Origin of the sequence: Lentibacillus kapialis (genome assembly GCF_014646635.1) — a bacterium.
Classification (GTDB): domain Bacteria; phylum Bacillota; class Bacilli; order Bacillales; family Amphibacillaceae; genus Lentibacillus; species Lentibacillus kapialis.
The window spans coordinates 1-14090 of sequence record NZ_BMNQ01000020.1; the positions used below are offsets into that span (position 1 = coordinate 1).

Genomic DNA, 14090 nt, shown 5'->3' on the forward strand with positions numbered 1-14090 from the left:
TCTCGCGCCCATGTTTTCGATCTCGCGCCCATGTTTTCGATCTCGCGCCCATGTTTTCGATCTCGCGCCCATGTTTTCGATCTCGCGCCCATGTTTTCGATCTCGCGCCCATGTTTGAAGGAAACTGTCTCGGGAGCTCGACAGTTTCCTTCACTCCATGATTTTTTCAAATTCAGCCATCATTTTTTCAAACGATATGATCCCCTTCTGAAATTCTGCATCCCAGGTGTGCATTTCATCTTCAATTAATCGCATTTTCTTTTCCGGATATTGAAACCACTTTTCATTTTTTTCCAAATGTTTTTCGATAATCTGTAATGTCCGGAGCAATCTGTCACTCATTCCGCTACCTCCCTTCCTTTCAGTCACCGCCTATTTTTAGATAATCCTCGGCCCTCGCCTTACCTTATAATAAGCGCCATAGCTTATAAGATCTTCCACAATTTATACTTTCTGACGTTATTAAAAAAATTGGCTTATCGCCAAGCTCTAATGGCGAAAGCTTTAGTTGCATTTATGAAGTAAGAAAATCACTGCCAAAGAAAAAGACAGCCACATAGCTGCCCTAACCTGTCATGTTTTAAATCCACGAAGACGGACCTTTGCCCTTTTTGTCTTCTTCAGTTTCTTCATAATGATCATCCTGTTTATCCGCCGATTCTTTATATGCCTCATCATCTCTTCCCATCCAACGGCCAAAAAACGGATCCCGTCGCGGACGATGATGCTGTGGTTCTATATGAACATTGTCCGCTTTGATGACTAAGTCCTTGACATGTATGACTTTTTTATGATCTTTATGATCAGACATGACGTCAACACTCCTTATGAATTAGAATTACAATCGTTATTAGTTTATGTACTTTTAACCATAAGGTATAGGCTAGTGTCCCAATAACCTTGAAAGTTTCTTTTACAAAATGGCCTATACTATGATCACCACCGCTGACGCTTCAGCCTTGATGAAGAAGCAATTGGTATTTGCCCTTAGAAATATTCGCCCGATAAAGACGAGTGCCCACACCATATACCCAGCAGTACATATCTTATTAGGGACACCAAGTCAATAACTCTAAAGGAAGGGGTAATAATTCATGGGTTGTGGAAAAGAAAGAGATTTTGAAAAAGATTATGGCGGAAAAGGCAATTGTGTGGCAGATATTCTAAAGGATATTGTAGAAGCACAAAACGACGTTATCGAAAACTGCTGTGAAACCAGCTGTGAACAGTCAATAAATGACTTACTGGGAGAAACAGAAAATGGCAATGGATTGGATACAGTTCCTGTCATTTTATACTGCAAAGACTGTAAACCATTCAAAGGCTTCGGTGCAAACAGGAAATATTATCGTGATAACGAAGATAACAGCAGAAACAATATCGGAGAAATCCTTTCAAGCTTTATCTTCAGAGTTAAGCGGGTTGACTATGATGGATGCGCTGTACTTGAATTACTGTTGAGTGATGGCGATTCATGTGCGTATGACCATATGAAAGACCCAACCGATCAGGACACTAAACATCTGGAAGCAACGGGCATTTGCATTACTGTTGACCTGGATTGCTTCTGTCATGTAACATGCCTGCCTGCAATAGACGTATTTAACAGATAATATTAGAAAAAAGGTGCTACGGGGACTCCCGTTGCACCTTTTTTCATTTAAGTGCTTAAGTTGTTCAAACATTTCATTCAACTTTAAAACCCGATCATCCGTATTTCGTTTATTGTATTAAATGGAATATTGGTCGGCGTTGTTCGTCTTCCTGTCTGCATATATACTTGCTCATCCTGATAATCGACTATTTTACCACGGTGCTTCCGTTCAGTTGTCCGTATCTCACACCGCATGACAGGTGCATACTTCGGTGGGTTCAGAAAATAATGCACACGTTCCAGTAATGTCATGTCTTTAAATTTTTTCTGCTGGTAATCAGCATCTTCATCTTCATTGTTTTGCTTATCATAATCATCTCTATTCACTGAATCAATATTGTCGGATTCATCTTCGGCAACCTGTTTCGTAAAATGATTTCGATTTGAGGGACGTTTTACTGCCCTATTTGACTGCTTATTTTGATTATCCTGCTGTTTTTTTGGTGTCATATAATGGCTTTGCATGGATACCTTGGGTGTGTGTACATGTGGCTGATGAATGTAAAGTAATGGACTTTTTGCGCTTCTTTTATCTCCCATTTATTATACGCTCCTTTATTAATCCATTCGTCAACCCATTATATGAACCTCGCTATAAATGTGTGTATGCCCATAAAGGATAAGCTGATCGTTCCATACGATGACCCTAAACCAAATATTGCATGAACATCGTTGCAAGGCCAAAATATATTAAAATGGAAATAATATCGTTAATGGTTGTGATGAATGGTCCTGAAGCAACGGCCGGATCAATATTCAGCCGATCCATAAAGATGGGTACCAGTGCTCCAGCCAAAGTGGCAATCACCAATATCACCATAATTGAAAATCCAACCAGCATTCCAAGGTAGATGTCATCCTGCCAAAAATACACAATTCCTGTTAACAAAGTGCCACAAACGATGCCATTAATTAATCCGGTAGAAGCTTCACGGAACATGAGACGCAATTTCCCTTGCTTACCATAGTCACCTGTCGACAGCCCCCGGACAGCAACTGCCAGAGCTTGAGTTCCTGTGTTACCAGCCATTCCGGCAAGCAACGGAATGAAAATAGCAAGAACAGCTACCTGTTCAAGTGCTTCTTCAAATTGTCCGATCAGGCTTGCGGTTAACATTCCGAGAAATAAAAGGATTACCAGCCAGGGCAGTCTTTTTTTTGCCGAGATGAAGGCACTGTCTTTTGGACTGTCCTTATCAGATACACCGGCAAGCATAGAATAGTCTTCACCGGCTTCCTCTTCCATAACGTCCAAAATATCATCGACCGTTATAATACCAAGTAAATGATTCTGAAAATCGACAACCGGAATTGCCAGGAAATCATAGTCTCGGATCATTCGGGCAACTTCTTCTTGATCTTTTGCCACTGAAACAGATAATACTTTTTCACTCATGACATCAGCAACGCGCATATCCGGTTCAGCTATTATCAAATCTCTTAAGGAAACCACACCAACAAGATGCTTATCCTCATCGACGACATATAAATAATAAATCGTCTCTGCTTCAGGCGCCTCAGCCTTCAAATATTGCATGGTATCCTGAACTGTTTTTGACTCGTAAACCGCCACAAACTCGGTGGTCATAATACTTCCGGCGGTTTTTTCCTCATAGTGAAGCAATTCCTTGATTTCGGCAGCATTTTTCGCATCCATAATGGTCAGCAGACTGACGACCACATCTTTTTCCAGCTCGTTTAACATGTCAACAGCATCATCTGTCGCCATTTCTTCAATAACCATTGCCGCATAACGCGGATCCATTTCAGTAAATAATGGTTTGATATCATCCAATTCAATATGTTCCATCATGCCCGCTGTTTCTTCCGGCGACAGATACGTATAAATGTTCAAACGTATCTCTTCCGGCTGTTCTATGAAAAATGAGGCTTGGTCATATGGATGCATGTCCAGAAATTTTTCGCGAAATGAATCGATTTTTCCATTTGCAGCAAGTGTCTGTAATTCTTCCTGGAGAATCTGTTCCGAAACGTTATTATCCATGCGCTCACGTCCTTTCACCATGTCTCATTATACACGAGAGACGACTCATCCTAAACTTAAAATCCCATTAGAGGTTGGTCAAAAAATCCGTTTTTTCCCTTCTATTTCAACACCCACTGTAATAATTTTTTTGATGATAATGCTTAAAATATCAATTGATTTCGTGTAAACTAAAGGTATAATGGGTTCATATACGTTGATGATTTTTGTCGTTAGATCTATTATTCCCTTAAAGTGCGTGTTCAAAAAGGAGGATAAAAAGGATCAAGAAGTTCGAGACGGCGCAGTTTCGAGCAGCGGAGTGTATGCCTTTAGATACATGAGCACAAGTAATGCTACCCTGAATCCGCTTCGCACGCAGGAAAAGTGTTTTTCTTTTCCAAGGAGCGGAGAAACAAGCCAACGAAGAAATTCGAAGTGTCATGTTTACCGGACTTTTTGAACAACCTCTTAAAGAGGTTGTTCAACAATTTCGGTATTCCTCGCCTTGTTATGGTTACATACTTTAAGAAATCTGTTCAGGCAACAAGATTTATACGGAGAGTTAGGTTAAAACATGCAGAACCGAATTAATGTAGATTATACAATATTATCCATACTTATACTGCTTGGAGTAGCCAGCATATTTACATTATATACACTGGAACCGACGTTATCGGCAAGTGAGGGTTCCGGTTACTGGCTGAAACAAGGCATGTGGTACGTTGTCGGCGGGCTTATTATTACTGCAGTCATGCTGATCGATTATGACCGGTTCCATCAAATCACCTGGATTTTGTATGGCGTTGGACTACTCTCGTTAGTGATGCTTTTTGCCGGTTTTCCACCAGGAATCGTTCACGAAGCGAATGGTGCTGTCAGCTGGTTCAAATTTCCTGTGCTTGGAACGATTCAGCCCGGTGAGTTTATTAAGGTTATTTTAGTCATAACATTGGCACATGTCATCGTCCGTCACAATAACAAATACGTTGAGAAAACATTAAAAAGTGATATTATATTGCTATTGAAATGCATCGTTATCTCGTTTCCGCCCATGTTTTTTGTGGCAACGCAGCCGGATCTGGGCGGATTTCTGGTGCTCGCGGCGATTATGGGCAGCATGGTACTCGTTTCGGGAATCAGATGGCGGATTCTGTTTTTCATAGGGTTCATTGCTCTGGTTGCTATCTCCCTCATTACCGCTGTGTCGTATTTTTTCCCTGATATTGTTGCTGGATTCCTTGATACGTCCGGTCTTGAACATGTCGCGGGCAGATTCATCGGCTGGCTTAACCCTGAGGAAACCAACGGCGGCTATGGTTACCAGTTGATTACCGCCATGATGGCGATTGGATCGGGTCAGCTGTTCGGAAAAGGCATCAGTGATCTGGAAGTCTCGGTACCTGAACAGCATACGGATATGATATTCACAGCAGTAGCTGAACAGTTCGGGTTTATCGGTTCCAGTATTGTTGTCACTTTGCTTTTTTTGTTGATTTATCGCCTGATTTATATAGCTATCCAAAGCAATGATGACTATGGAAGCTATCTTGTAACTGGAATGGTCGGCATGTTCGCCTATCAAATTTTCCAGAATATCGGCATGTCGATTCAACTGCTACCGATTACTGGACTACCGCTCCCATTTCTCAGTTACGGCGGAAGCTCAACACTTACGTACATGCTCGCAATCGGAATTGTACTAAACGTCCATTCGAGAACGAAAGAATATATGTTTGAAACAAGGTGGAAAAATTAATGCGATATGATGTCATTGGGGATGTGCATGGATGCATCAGCGAATTGCATACGCTTTTCTCCAAATTGGGGTATGGGCGATATGAGCGGATTTTTGTGCATCCCGATGGCAGGATTCCGGTTTTTCTTGGTGACATTACGGATCGCGGCCCCTATTCAACAGCCATGATACAGCTCGTCTATGAAATGGTCTTGAACCATCAGAAGGCGTATTATGTTCCCGGCAACCACTGCAATAAGCTTTACCGCTATTTCCTTGGAAACAACGTTCAAGTGCGGCATGGTCTTGAGACGACCGTCACCGAATACAAGAATTTACCGCAGTCCGAACAGCAATCGGTTAAAAAACAATTTATGGAACTTTATGAACAAGCACCGCTCTATTTGGAGCTTCATGATGTTAATGCAATTGCTGCGCACGCCGGGATAAAAGAACACTATATCGGACGGTATGATAAGAAAGTGCGCTCTTTTGTCCTGTATGGCGATGTAACTGGCGGAGTTTATGATGACGGCAGGCCCGTTAGACGCGACTGGGCACAACATTATAAAGGTGATCGCTGGATTGTTTACGGCCATACACCTGTCATGGAGCCGCGCACTGTCCATAAAACCATTAATATTGATACAGGGTGTGTATTCGGAAATGCATTAACGGCATTTCGCCTGCCGGAGGAACAAACCGTATCCGTCCGATCAGACCAGTCTTTTGTTCCGGAAAAATTCCAGTATGTTGATTAGAGCTTCATTCATAGTTCATATATCTCCTTCAATTTCCGCAGCGGTCCTCACGACTTAGCGTGTTCATATCAGCCGGGATTTCCACCGAAAAATCCATCACCTCATCTGTGATAGGGTGTTCAAATGATAGTTGATGACAATGGAGAGCCTGCCGGTCAATATAATCCGTTCTTCCGCCGTACAAATCATCACCTGCCAGCGGATAACCGGCGTGCGAAAAATGAACACGGATTTGATGTGTCCGACCGGTTTCAAGGGTGACGCGAACAAGCGTGTGATGACGAAATTTATGTAAAACAGTGTAATGCGTCACGGCATGTTTGCCCGCTTCCGTCACTGTCCGCTCAATAATCGAACCATCTTTGCGGCCAATCGGTGCATTGATGGTTCCTTTTTCCCGCGGCAGACGTCCTTCGATCATGGCAAAATAGGTACGGTCAATCATTCCATTTTTCTGTGCATCTGACAGTACCGAATGACTCCAGCGATGCTTGGCAATAAGCATTGCACCAGATGTGTTCCGGTCAAGACGGGTTACCGGGTGAAATGTATAAGAAAGGCCGTTCTCGTCATAATGTGCCAATACACCGTTGGCAATTGTCCCCGATGTATGAACATAGGATGGGATGACGGCCCGTCCCGGCAACTTGTCGATAACCAGAATGTCATCATCCTCATAAAGGATATTAAGCGGCATTTTCTCTGGGATCATCATGGTCCCCCTCCTTTCTTCAGGAAAGGTAACAGCGACCACATCTCCTGCTTTCAGCTTATATTTGACCGTCCGGCTAATGCCGTTCACTTTTATGGATCCACCGCCATGTATAATGTGCTTAATCATCCGTTTTGACATTTTATGTGTTTGCTGCAAATAGTTTCGTATGATTAACCCTTCATGTTGTTGGGTTATCGTCCATTTCATGTTGCACCATCCCCGGTTCCATATTAAACATCGTCATCATCAGCAACGAAGGAATCACGAACACGATCCCAGAAAGGGAATGGCCTAAATCGCGCGAATCGTACGGGTTCCTTGGCCACCCGGCACTGAATGGATTTGACATTGGAATAATTCTCTGTAAAATGATCAACCGCTATTAAAAAGGTTTTTTTTCTGCCTATCGGTTTCAGCATGCAAGTATGGTGCTTCGGTAATATCAACGGAGAGCCGATTGTCCGGAAGACCCGGTTGTTGATCGAGGCAATTTCTGTCAACTGAATCGCCTCCAGCGATGGATGAATGATCCCGCCTCCGAGTGCTTTATTATAAGCAGTACTGCCGGATGGCGTGGAAATACACAGTCCGTCACCACGAAATGTTTCAAAATGGGATCCTTTGATTTCGACATCAAACACGACGGACCCTTCAGCTGTTTTAATCGTCGCTTCGTTCAATGCGAGATAACGGCTTTCCTCACTGCCATCAAAATCGCGGATGATCACCTCAAGAAGCGGATATTCAACAACCTGAAAAGGTGTTTTGGCAATTTCTATAATCAACTTTTCCACTTCTTCCGGCGTCCAATCTGCATAAAATCCTAAGTGCCCGGTATGTACTCCGATAAACGATGTTGAATCAAGACAGTGGATGTACTGATGAAAAGCTTCCAGAAACGTCCCGTCACCACCGACGGAAATAACCAGCTCCGGATTGGTTTCATCGTATTCCAAATCAAAATCGGTTAAATATTGCTTCATTGTCGCCTGTATTTTATTGGACCGGTCATCACCTTTAGACACAATCGCGAACTTCACTTGCCAGCCTCCCTTATTTACGGTGGAATATTCGTTTTGCTTCCTGTACTTCATTTTTAATGATGGACATTTCCTCGTCAAGTTTAAAAGCTGCCTCGGCTGCACGTTGCAGTCTGGCTTGAATATCTTCCGGAATTTTCCCCTTATATTTATAGTTCAGAGAATGTTCATTGGTTGCCCAGAAGTTCATAGCCAGTGTACGGATCTGAATTTCTGCCAAAACCTTTTTTACCCCATGAATAGTTTCAACAGGATACTCAATAATAATGTGATAGGAGCGATAGCCGCTTTCTTTTTTATGTGATATATAGTCTTTTTCTTCAACGATGTGTAAATCTTCACGGGATCGGATCATTTTAACAATAGCATATATATCATCAACAAATGGACAAACAACCCGTACGCCTGCTATATCCTGCAATTCTTCGATTCTGTCAAGGGGAATCCGCCTTGTTTCAGCTTTTTCCAAAATACTTGGTACCGGCTTAACGCGCCCGGTTATAAATTCAATCGGTGAATGTTTTGACTCATATTCATATTGTTTTCGTATACCTTTTAATTTTATTTTCAGTTCTTCTACTGCCTGGGCATAAGGGGCAAGCAATGCTTCCCAATTCATTCTTTACACCACCTGTTGAGTCATCTTCTTCAAATATCATAACATATTCACCAAGGATTCTTTGCATAATTGCCCATCATTCGCCATAATAAAGTGAAACTGCATTCTGTGGGGGGATTTTCCCACTGAATGGAATCAGGCATTTATGGGTGGTTTACTGCCTGTTATGCCAAGATAACCAGGTACGGAGGGTTCCAATTGACACAGGAAATTGAAATAGAATATAAAAATCTGTTGACAGAAGCCGAATTCACACGGCTTCGGGAGGAACTTCCCTTCCCTGAAAAAGCACAACAACAGGTCAACCACTACTTTGAAACAACTGATTTCACCTTAAAGGAACGTGGCTGTGCACTCAGAATCAGGGATAGAAATGGTGCATTCACAGCCACACTGAAAGAGCCGCATCCCCAGGGGCTTTTGGAAACACATGATTCGTTGACACCTCAAGAAGCAGAGCAATGGATGAAATCGAATATAACACTGAAGATGAACATTGCAGAACGTCTGGCCGTTCATCATCTCCATGCAGAAGAACTGATGTATTATGGCAGCCTGGCAACCAGTCGGCGTGAACTTGACTATCAAAATGTGCTGCTGGTCCTAGATTACAGCACCTACCACGGCTATAATGATTATGAGCTTGAAATTGAAGCACAATCCGAATCAGACGGGCTTGACGTAATGCATGACATTATGAATGAGTTCTGCATCGAAAAACGGCATACCCCGAATAAAATCGAGCGTTTTTTTCAATCCACCCCTGTAAATAAGGGGTACCGCAAATCAGATTAGTTGCTCTTATTTTTTGACGTTGCTAAAATATATACAAATGTAAGAGGAGCACAAACTGATGAGAAAAACTGGAACCATATATGAAGCGATTGGCGGATTCGAAGCCATCGACACCTTAGTGACGGCTTTTTATAAACGTGTCGGTAACCATCCAAAACTCGTACCCATTTTTCCAGCCGATCTGACCGAAACAGCCAGAAAGCAGCGGCTATTTTTAACACAATTCTTCGGCGGTCCAAGATGGTATACCGAAGACCGGGGGCACCCGATGATGAAGCGGCGCCACTCACCATTTGAAATCACCCCGGAACGCCGGGATGCGTGGCTTGAATGTATGAATGCAGCCCTTATCGAATCCAACATTGACGAACCGTATCGGACAGCTATATTTGAGAAACTGACCATGACCGCACACCATATGGTGAATACACCTGATAAATGAATACAAGAGGTTTCGATACAGAATTTCAATCAGCTCCACAGGAATCAATGACATCCTGTTGCGTATGACTACCTATTGATTTTCTGACATCCTTTAGAAAGGAGAATCGATGTGAGTTGGAATCAGGCAGGATTATCAAGCTCAAATAACACAAACACATCGTCTAAATATAGCTATGTCGATTTTGTTCAAAAACCGGTTGAAATATACGTTTTTATCGATCCGTTATGTCCCGAATGCTGGTCCCTCGAGCCTTATTTAAAAAAATTGTCTATAGAGTACGGACGCTTCTTTACCTTACAGCCGATTCTCAGCGGACAATTAAACGAATTAAATAAAGATATTTTTGATAAACCGAAGCGCCTAAAGCACATCTGGGAAAAAACCGCATCCCGCACCGGTATGTCATGTGATGGTGACATGTGGACAGAAAACCACATCACCTCGCCATGGATTGCTTCGCTTGCTGTAAAAGCAGCTGAACTGCAGGGCAAAAAAGCGGGAAAGACATTTTTAAGAAGGATTCAGGAGAGGGCATTCCTCGGCAAAGAAAACATATCTGACATGTCTATTTTGCTGAAGTGCGCAGAAGAAGCCAAACTGGATATAGAGGAATTTACCAATGATCTGTATTCACAATCCGCCAAAAAGGCTTTCCAATCTGATTTGAAGCTGACCCGGGAAATGGAAGTCGATTATATCCCGACGATTGTATTTTTCAATCAGCGAACCAATGAACAAGGTATTAAGGTTTCCGGGCTCTATCCATATGATATCTATGTGGAAATATTGAAACAGATTCTGCAGAAAGATCCGGTTCCATCGAGTAAACCGCCGCTTGAGCACTTTGTTCGGTTTTATCAGGTTGTGGGCAGTAAAGAAGTATCGGTTGTATACGACTGGTCCGCAACAAAAGCTGAAAAAGAAATGAAAAAAATGCAACTGCAGCAATCAGTTAAAAAAATCCCGGTAAAATACGGCACATTCTGGGAGCATATTGATGAATAAAACCCAAAGTTAAACAGAATAACTTTGGGTTTTTGGTTTTAACATCTGAAGTTATATAAATTATGGATGACCTTATAGTGCATGTTCAAAAAAAGGATAAAAAGGACCAAGAAGTTCGAGGCGGCGCAGTTCCGAGCAGCGGAGAAACAAGCCAACGAAGAAATTCGAAGTGTCATTTTTACCGGACTTTTTGAACAACCTCTTATAGGAAAAGCTTCGGCATTCGCTATAAGACGAGGCGAATGCTTTATCAGAAAATGCCACATCCGGCTCCAGCGCTAAAGCTGTAACATTACTTCCTTCACCTCTATCCGATAAAGAAGACTTGCCGATTAGTGAAACCAGAGGCCCAGGAGCACTTATACCCTTATGGTGAACGTCAACACCGACCCACCTGCAGCGCTGAGCGCAGTCTGTGCATCGCTAAACGGGCGCCCCGCAGCTTTGTTCCCATAGTTTTACCCTGTTTTTCCACGATTAGCGGAACGAGGGCCCGTTTAATCCGAATAACCCAGCTTTGGCGGATCCTCATTCCGCTATTCACTTCAATTAAAGCTATTCAAACACGTTAGCGGATCCTGATTCCGCTATTTGCCTTTTTTGCCCTGGTTTTGCCCTGTTTTCACCCGATTAGCGGAATGAGGATTCATTACAACACTGAATAGGGCGGTTTTTGTCCATTTATCGGAACGAGGATCCGTTTAGCCCGAATAACTCAGCTTTAGCGGATTCTCTCCTTCCGCTATTTCGCTTTTTGCTCGGTTTTGCCTAATGCTGTAAGACAATATTCACACACGAGGCAGCAAATGAATGTGATTTTTTTCAGCGAAACAAAAAACAGGATGTACGGGGCAGCGTACATCCTGTTTTTCTCCGTCTCTGTATAAACAAAGGGGGATGGGAGAAAATTTCATGATCAAAAACAAAGGGGTTTTGTTTGTGACTCATATCACATTTTTAATCTTATCAATAGCTGCTCTATTTATCAATCATGGTGTTCAGCATTTCACAAAAATGTCACTGTTCTATTTCACATATTTGTCACATATACTGTAACAGCGGCATGATTAGGCCATAAGGATATATGTGGCGCCGAGCTCAGCCACAAGAAACTCAGCAATGAGGAGCGGATATTATGAAGGAACTTCTTCCGTTTATTTTTTTCGTTATAACGGTTGTGGCTGCTTTTTTAAATTTACTTGGACTCATGCAGCTGATTCCACTGTATATTACGCTGCCCCTGCTTTTCATCTCAATTTATTTAACCATTTTTACATTCACACACCGGAATGTGTATCGTGGCGGCCGGATACGCGGGTGAGCAGACAGAATGGTATTTGACCTTGACCTACTTGTGTGAACGGAATCGTGAGTTGTTTAAGGAATTAAAATGCATTCAGCATAAACAAAGGCTGTCACAACCATTGTGAGCCGTGACAGCCTAACGTAATGAATTTTAATTCAACAGCAATTCTTCCATTTCATTCAGTTTTTCTTCAAACACATCGAGTGCTGACAATATTGGCTCTTTTGATGTCATGTCAACGCCGGCCTTCTTAAGAATTTCGATCGGATAATCACTGCTGCCGGCCTTGAGAAAATCGAGATAGCGGTCAACTGCCCCCTCTTTGTTATTCAGGATATTATGTGCAAGTGTTGTAGCAGCGGAAAACCCGGTTGCATATTGGAACACATAATAATTCATGTAAAAGTGAGGGATCCGGGCCCATTCTTTACCGATTTCCTCATCTGAAACAACATCTTCCCCGTAGTATTTTTTATTGAGATCATAATAAATTTGCGTTAATGATTCCGCCGTCATTGCTTCACCATTTTGCATGCGTTTATGAATCTCATGTTCAAATTCAGCAAACATCGTCTGACGGAAAACAGTTCCCCGAAAACCCTCAAGATAATGGTTCAGTAAAAATAGTTTTCGTTTCTCATCATCAACATTCTCCAGAAGATAATCATTTAACAAGGCTTCATTGGTTGTCGATGCCACTTCGGCTACAAAAATCGAATAGTTGCCATAACGGAACGGCTGAGATTTGTGGGTATAGTAACTGTGCAAGGAATGACCAAGCTCATGGGCCAGCGTAAATAAGTCATCCAGCTTATCCTGCCAGTTCAGCAAAATGTAAGGATGTGTTCCATACGCACCGGATGAATAGGCACCGCTCCGTTTGCCTTTGTTTTCATCGACGTCAATCCACCGGCTTTCGAAACCTTTCTTCAGCACACTGACATAATCTTCTCCGAGTGGCTCCAAGCCTTTAAGTACGTGCTGTTTAGCCTGTTCATAGGAAAATTCCATATCCACATCCTTAACGAGTGGTGTATAAATATCATACATGTGCAGTTCATCAAGTCCAAGCACCTTCTTGCGCAATCGCATGTACCGATGCAGAAGCGGCAGCTTTTCATTGACTGCCTCAATCAGATTCTCAAACACTGTTTCCGGAATATTATTGCTGTCCAATGCAGCTTGTCGGGCGGAATCATAGTTCCGGACCTTGGCATCGAAATTGTCCGTTTTCACAGTTCCGGTTAAGGTTGATGCGAACGTATTAATAAACTCACCGTACGTATCATACATCGCTTTAAACGCCGACTTACGCACTTGCCGGTCATCGGATTGCAAAAAACCAATGTATCGGCCATGAGTCAGATCCACTTCTTCCCCGTTCTCATTTTTAATCGAGGGAAACTTCAAGTCGGCATTGTTTAACATGCTGAACGTATTGGATGCGCTTGACATCGGTTCAGACGCTTCCGCCAACAGCGCTTCCTCTCTTTCGTTTAGCACATGCGGACGCTGCCTGTTTATTTCATCGAGAACATGTTCATATAGTGTTAATGCCTTATGTTCATTCAAAAATTTACGCAGATCTTCCTCATCCATTTCCAGGATTTCCGGCACAATATAGCTCATTGAACTCGAAGCTATCGTTAAAAGATTTTCCGCCTTGGAATTCATCGCCTGATACGTCGAATTGGTCGTATCCTGATCATAGCGCATGTGAGCGTATGTAAACAATTTTCCTAGCCGTTCTGACAGCTGGTCCTGAAGCTGCAATACATCATACAGATTTTGCGCTGAATCAGCGATTTTACCCTGAAATTTCTCAATAGACGGCAAATCATTTTTCAATGATTCCAGTTCTTTTTCCCACTCATCGTCCGTTGCAAAAATATCTTCCAGTCTCCATTGGCGTTCCTCTGCTATTTCATTTCGTTTCGGCAGTTCTTTTGCAGCATTTGCCATATACAAGTCCTCCTTCTAATCAGGTACATATAATATATTCTATTCCATCCCTAAAACTCCTGCCTA

At 42.5% G+C, this 14090-nt stretch carries 16 protein-coding genes; 8 read left to right on the plus strand and 8 right to left on the minus strand.

What is annotated here, in order from left to right; all coding sequences use genetic code 11:
• Nucleotides 1-150: 150 nt before the first annotated feature.
• Nucleotides 151-342, minus strand: coding sequence for a hypothetical protein (locus tag IEW67_RS08665; RefSeq protein ID WP_188632675.1), 192 nt, complete (start codon nt 340-342; stop codon nt 151-153).
• A 238-nt stretch (nt 343-580) separates the two neighbouring features.
• A complete protein-coding gene (locus tag IEW67_RS08670; RefSeq protein WP_188632676.1) occupies nt 581-811 on the minus strand; it encodes a hypothetical protein in 231 nt (76 codons plus the stop codon).
• A 283-nt stretch (nt 812-1094) separates the two neighbouring features.
• Here IEW67_RS08670 and IEW67_RS08675 point away from each other — a divergent pair, with 283 nt between their 5' ends.
• On the plus strand, nt 1095-1613 hold the full coding sequence (locus IEW67_RS08675) for a CotY/CotZ family spore coat protein (RefSeq protein WP_188632677.1): 519 nt from the start codon (nt 1095-1097) through the stop codon (nt 1611-1613).
• Between the two features lie 83 nt (nt 1614-1696).
• Here IEW67_RS08675 and IEW67_RS08680 read toward each other — a convergent pair whose 3' ends face one another.
• Nucleotides 1697-2194, minus strand: coding sequence for a CotO family spore coat protein (locus IEW67_RS08680; protein ID WP_188632678.1), 498 nt, complete (start codon nt 2192-2194; stop codon nt 1697-1699).
• A gap of 106 nt (nt 2195-2300) precedes the next feature.
• Nucleotides 2301-3659 (minus strand): magnesium transporter, encoded by a 1359-nt coding sequence (gene mgtE / locus IEW67_RS08685; RefSeq protein ID WP_188632679.1) that lies wholly within the window; start codon nt 3657-3659, stop codon nt 2301-2303.
• Nucleotides 3660-4215: 556 nt separating this feature from the next.
• Here mgtE and IEW67_RS08690 point away from each other — a divergent pair.
• Complete coding sequence (locus IEW67_RS08690) at nt 4216-5397, plus strand: FtsW/RodA/SpoVE family cell cycle protein (RefSeq protein ID WP_188632680.1); 1182 nt, start codon at nt 4216-4218, stop codon at nt 5395-5397.
• Entirely contained in the window at nt 5397-6137 is a 741-nt protein-coding gene (gene prpE, locus IEW67_RS08695; protein ID WP_188632681.1) for a bis(5'-nucleosyl)-tetraphosphatase PrpE, read from the plus strand. Before IEW67_RS08690 ends, prpE begins: the two co-directional genes overlap by 1 nt.
• A 28-nt stretch (nt 6138-6165) precedes the next feature.
• On the opposite strand, the gene IEW67_RS08700 is transcribed toward prpE, so the two are convergent.
• From IEW67_RS08700 to yjbM, 3 genes are read right to left on the minus strand one after another with little or no spacing between them, the layout of a single operon-like run.
• Nucleotides 6166-7059 (minus strand): RluA family pseudouridine synthase, encoded by an 894-nt coding sequence (locus IEW67_RS08700; protein ID WP_188632682.1) that lies wholly within the window; start codon nt 7057-7059, stop codon nt 6166-6168.
• A 23-nt stretch (nt 7060-7082) separates the two neighbouring features.
• Nucleotides 7083-7892: an NAD kinase gene (locus IEW67_RS08705; RefSeq protein WP_188632683.1), complete on the minus strand. Its 810-nt coding sequence runs from the start codon at nt 7890-7892 to the stop codon at nt 7083-7085.
• A gap of 13 nt (nt 7893-7905) precedes the next feature.
• Entirely contained in the window at nt 7906-8511 is a 606-nt protein-coding gene (gene yjbM, locus IEW67_RS08710) for a GTP diphosphokinase (RefSeq protein WP_188632684.1), read from the minus strand.
• Between the two features lie 129 nt (nt 8512-8640).
• On the opposite strand from yjbM, the gene IEW67_RS08715 reads away from it, so the two are divergent.
• From IEW67_RS08715 to IEW67_RS08735, 5 genes are all read left to right on the plus strand, one after another.
• On the plus strand, nt 8641-9306 hold the full coding sequence (locus IEW67_RS08715) for a CYTH domain-containing protein (RefSeq protein ID WP_229671719.1): 666 nt from the start codon (nt 8641-8643) through the stop codon (nt 9304-9306).
• Nucleotides 9307-9364: 58 nt separating this feature from the next.
• Nucleotides 9365-9748, plus strand: a complete 384-nt coding sequence (locus tag IEW67_RS08720; protein ID WP_188632685.1) for a globin domain-containing protein — start codon at nt 9365-9367, stop codon at nt 9746-9748.
• A 111-nt stretch (nt 9749-9859) separates the two neighbouring features.
• Complete coding sequence (locus IEW67_RS08725; protein ID WP_188632686.1) at nt 9860-10756, plus strand: ClpXP adapter SpxH family protein; 897 nt, start codon at nt 9860-9862, stop codon at nt 10754-10756.
• A gap of 912 nt (nt 10757-11668) precedes the next feature.
• Nucleotides 11669-11812: a hypothetical protein gene (locus IEW67_RS08730; RefSeq protein WP_188632687.1), complete on the plus strand. Its 144-nt coding sequence runs from the start codon at nt 11669-11671 to the stop codon at nt 11810-11812.
• 79 nt (nt 11813-11891) lie between these two features.
• Nucleotides 11892-12077, plus strand: coding sequence for a hypothetical protein (locus IEW67_RS08735; RefSeq protein ID WP_188632688.1), 186 nt, complete (start codon nt 11892-11894; stop codon nt 12075-12077).
• Between the two features lie 135 nt (nt 12078-12212).
• On the opposite strand, the gene pepF is transcribed toward IEW67_RS08735, so the two are convergent.
• The gene (gene pepF / locus IEW67_RS08740; RefSeq protein WP_188632689.1) at nt 12213-14024 is read right to left on the minus strand and encodes an oligoendopeptidase F; all 1812 of its coding nucleotides are present in this window, start codon (nt 14022-14024) and stop codon (nt 12213-12215) included.
• Between the last annotated feature and the right edge of the window lie 66 nt (nt 14025-14090).

Coding starts and splice junctions, on each gene's coding strand:
- IEW67_RS08665 (WP_188632675.1), bottom strand. CDS start 342: ATGAGTGACAGATTGCTCCGGACATTACAGATTATCGAAAAACATTTG.
- IEW67_RS08670 (WP_188632676.1), bottom strand. CDS start 811: ATGTCTGATCATAAAGATCATAAAAAAGTCATACATGTCAAGGACTTA.
- IEW67_RS08675 (WP_188632677.1), top strand. CDS start 1,095: ATGGGTTGTGGAAAAGAAAGAGATTTTGAAAAAGATTATGGCGGAAAA.
- IEW67_RS08680 (WP_188632678.1), bottom strand. CDS start 2,194: ATGGGAGATAAAAGAAGCGCAAAAAGTCCATTACTTTACATTCATCAG.
- mgtE (WP_188632679.1), bottom strand. CDS start 3,659: ATGGATAATAACGTTTCGGAACAGATTCTCCAGGAAGAATTACAGACA.
- IEW67_RS08690 (WP_188632680.1), top strand. CDS start 4,216: ATGCAGAACCGAATTAATGTAGATTATACAATATTATCCATACTTATA.
- prpE (WP_188632681.1), top strand. CDS start 5,397: ATGCGATATGATGTCATTGGGGATGTGCATGGATGCATCAGCGAATTG.
- IEW67_RS08700 (WP_188632682.1), bottom strand. CDS start 7,059: ATGAAATGGACGATAACCCAACAACATGAAGGGTTAATCATACGAAAC.
- yjbM (WP_188632684.1), bottom strand. CDS start 8,511: ATGAATTGGGAAGCATTGCTTGCCCCTTATGCCCAGGCAGTAGAAGAA.
- IEW67_RS08715 (WP_229671719.1), top strand. CDS start 8,641: ATGGAATCAGGCATTTATGGGTGGTTTACTGCCTGTTATGCCAAGATA.
- IEW67_RS08720 (WP_188632685.1), top strand. CDS start 9,365: ATGAGAAAAACTGGAACCATATATGAAGCGATTGGCGGATTCGAAGCC.
- IEW67_RS08730 (WP_188632687.1), top strand. CDS start 11,669: ATGATCAAAAACAAAGGGGTTTTGTTTGTGACTCATATCACATTTTTA.
- IEW67_RS08735 (WP_188632688.1), top strand. CDS start 11,892: ATGAAGGAACTTCTTCCGTTTATTTTTTTCGTTATAACGGTTGTGGCT.
- pepF (WP_188632689.1), bottom strand. CDS start 14,024: ATGGCAAATGCTGCAAAAGAACTGCCGAAACGAAATGAAATAGCAGAG.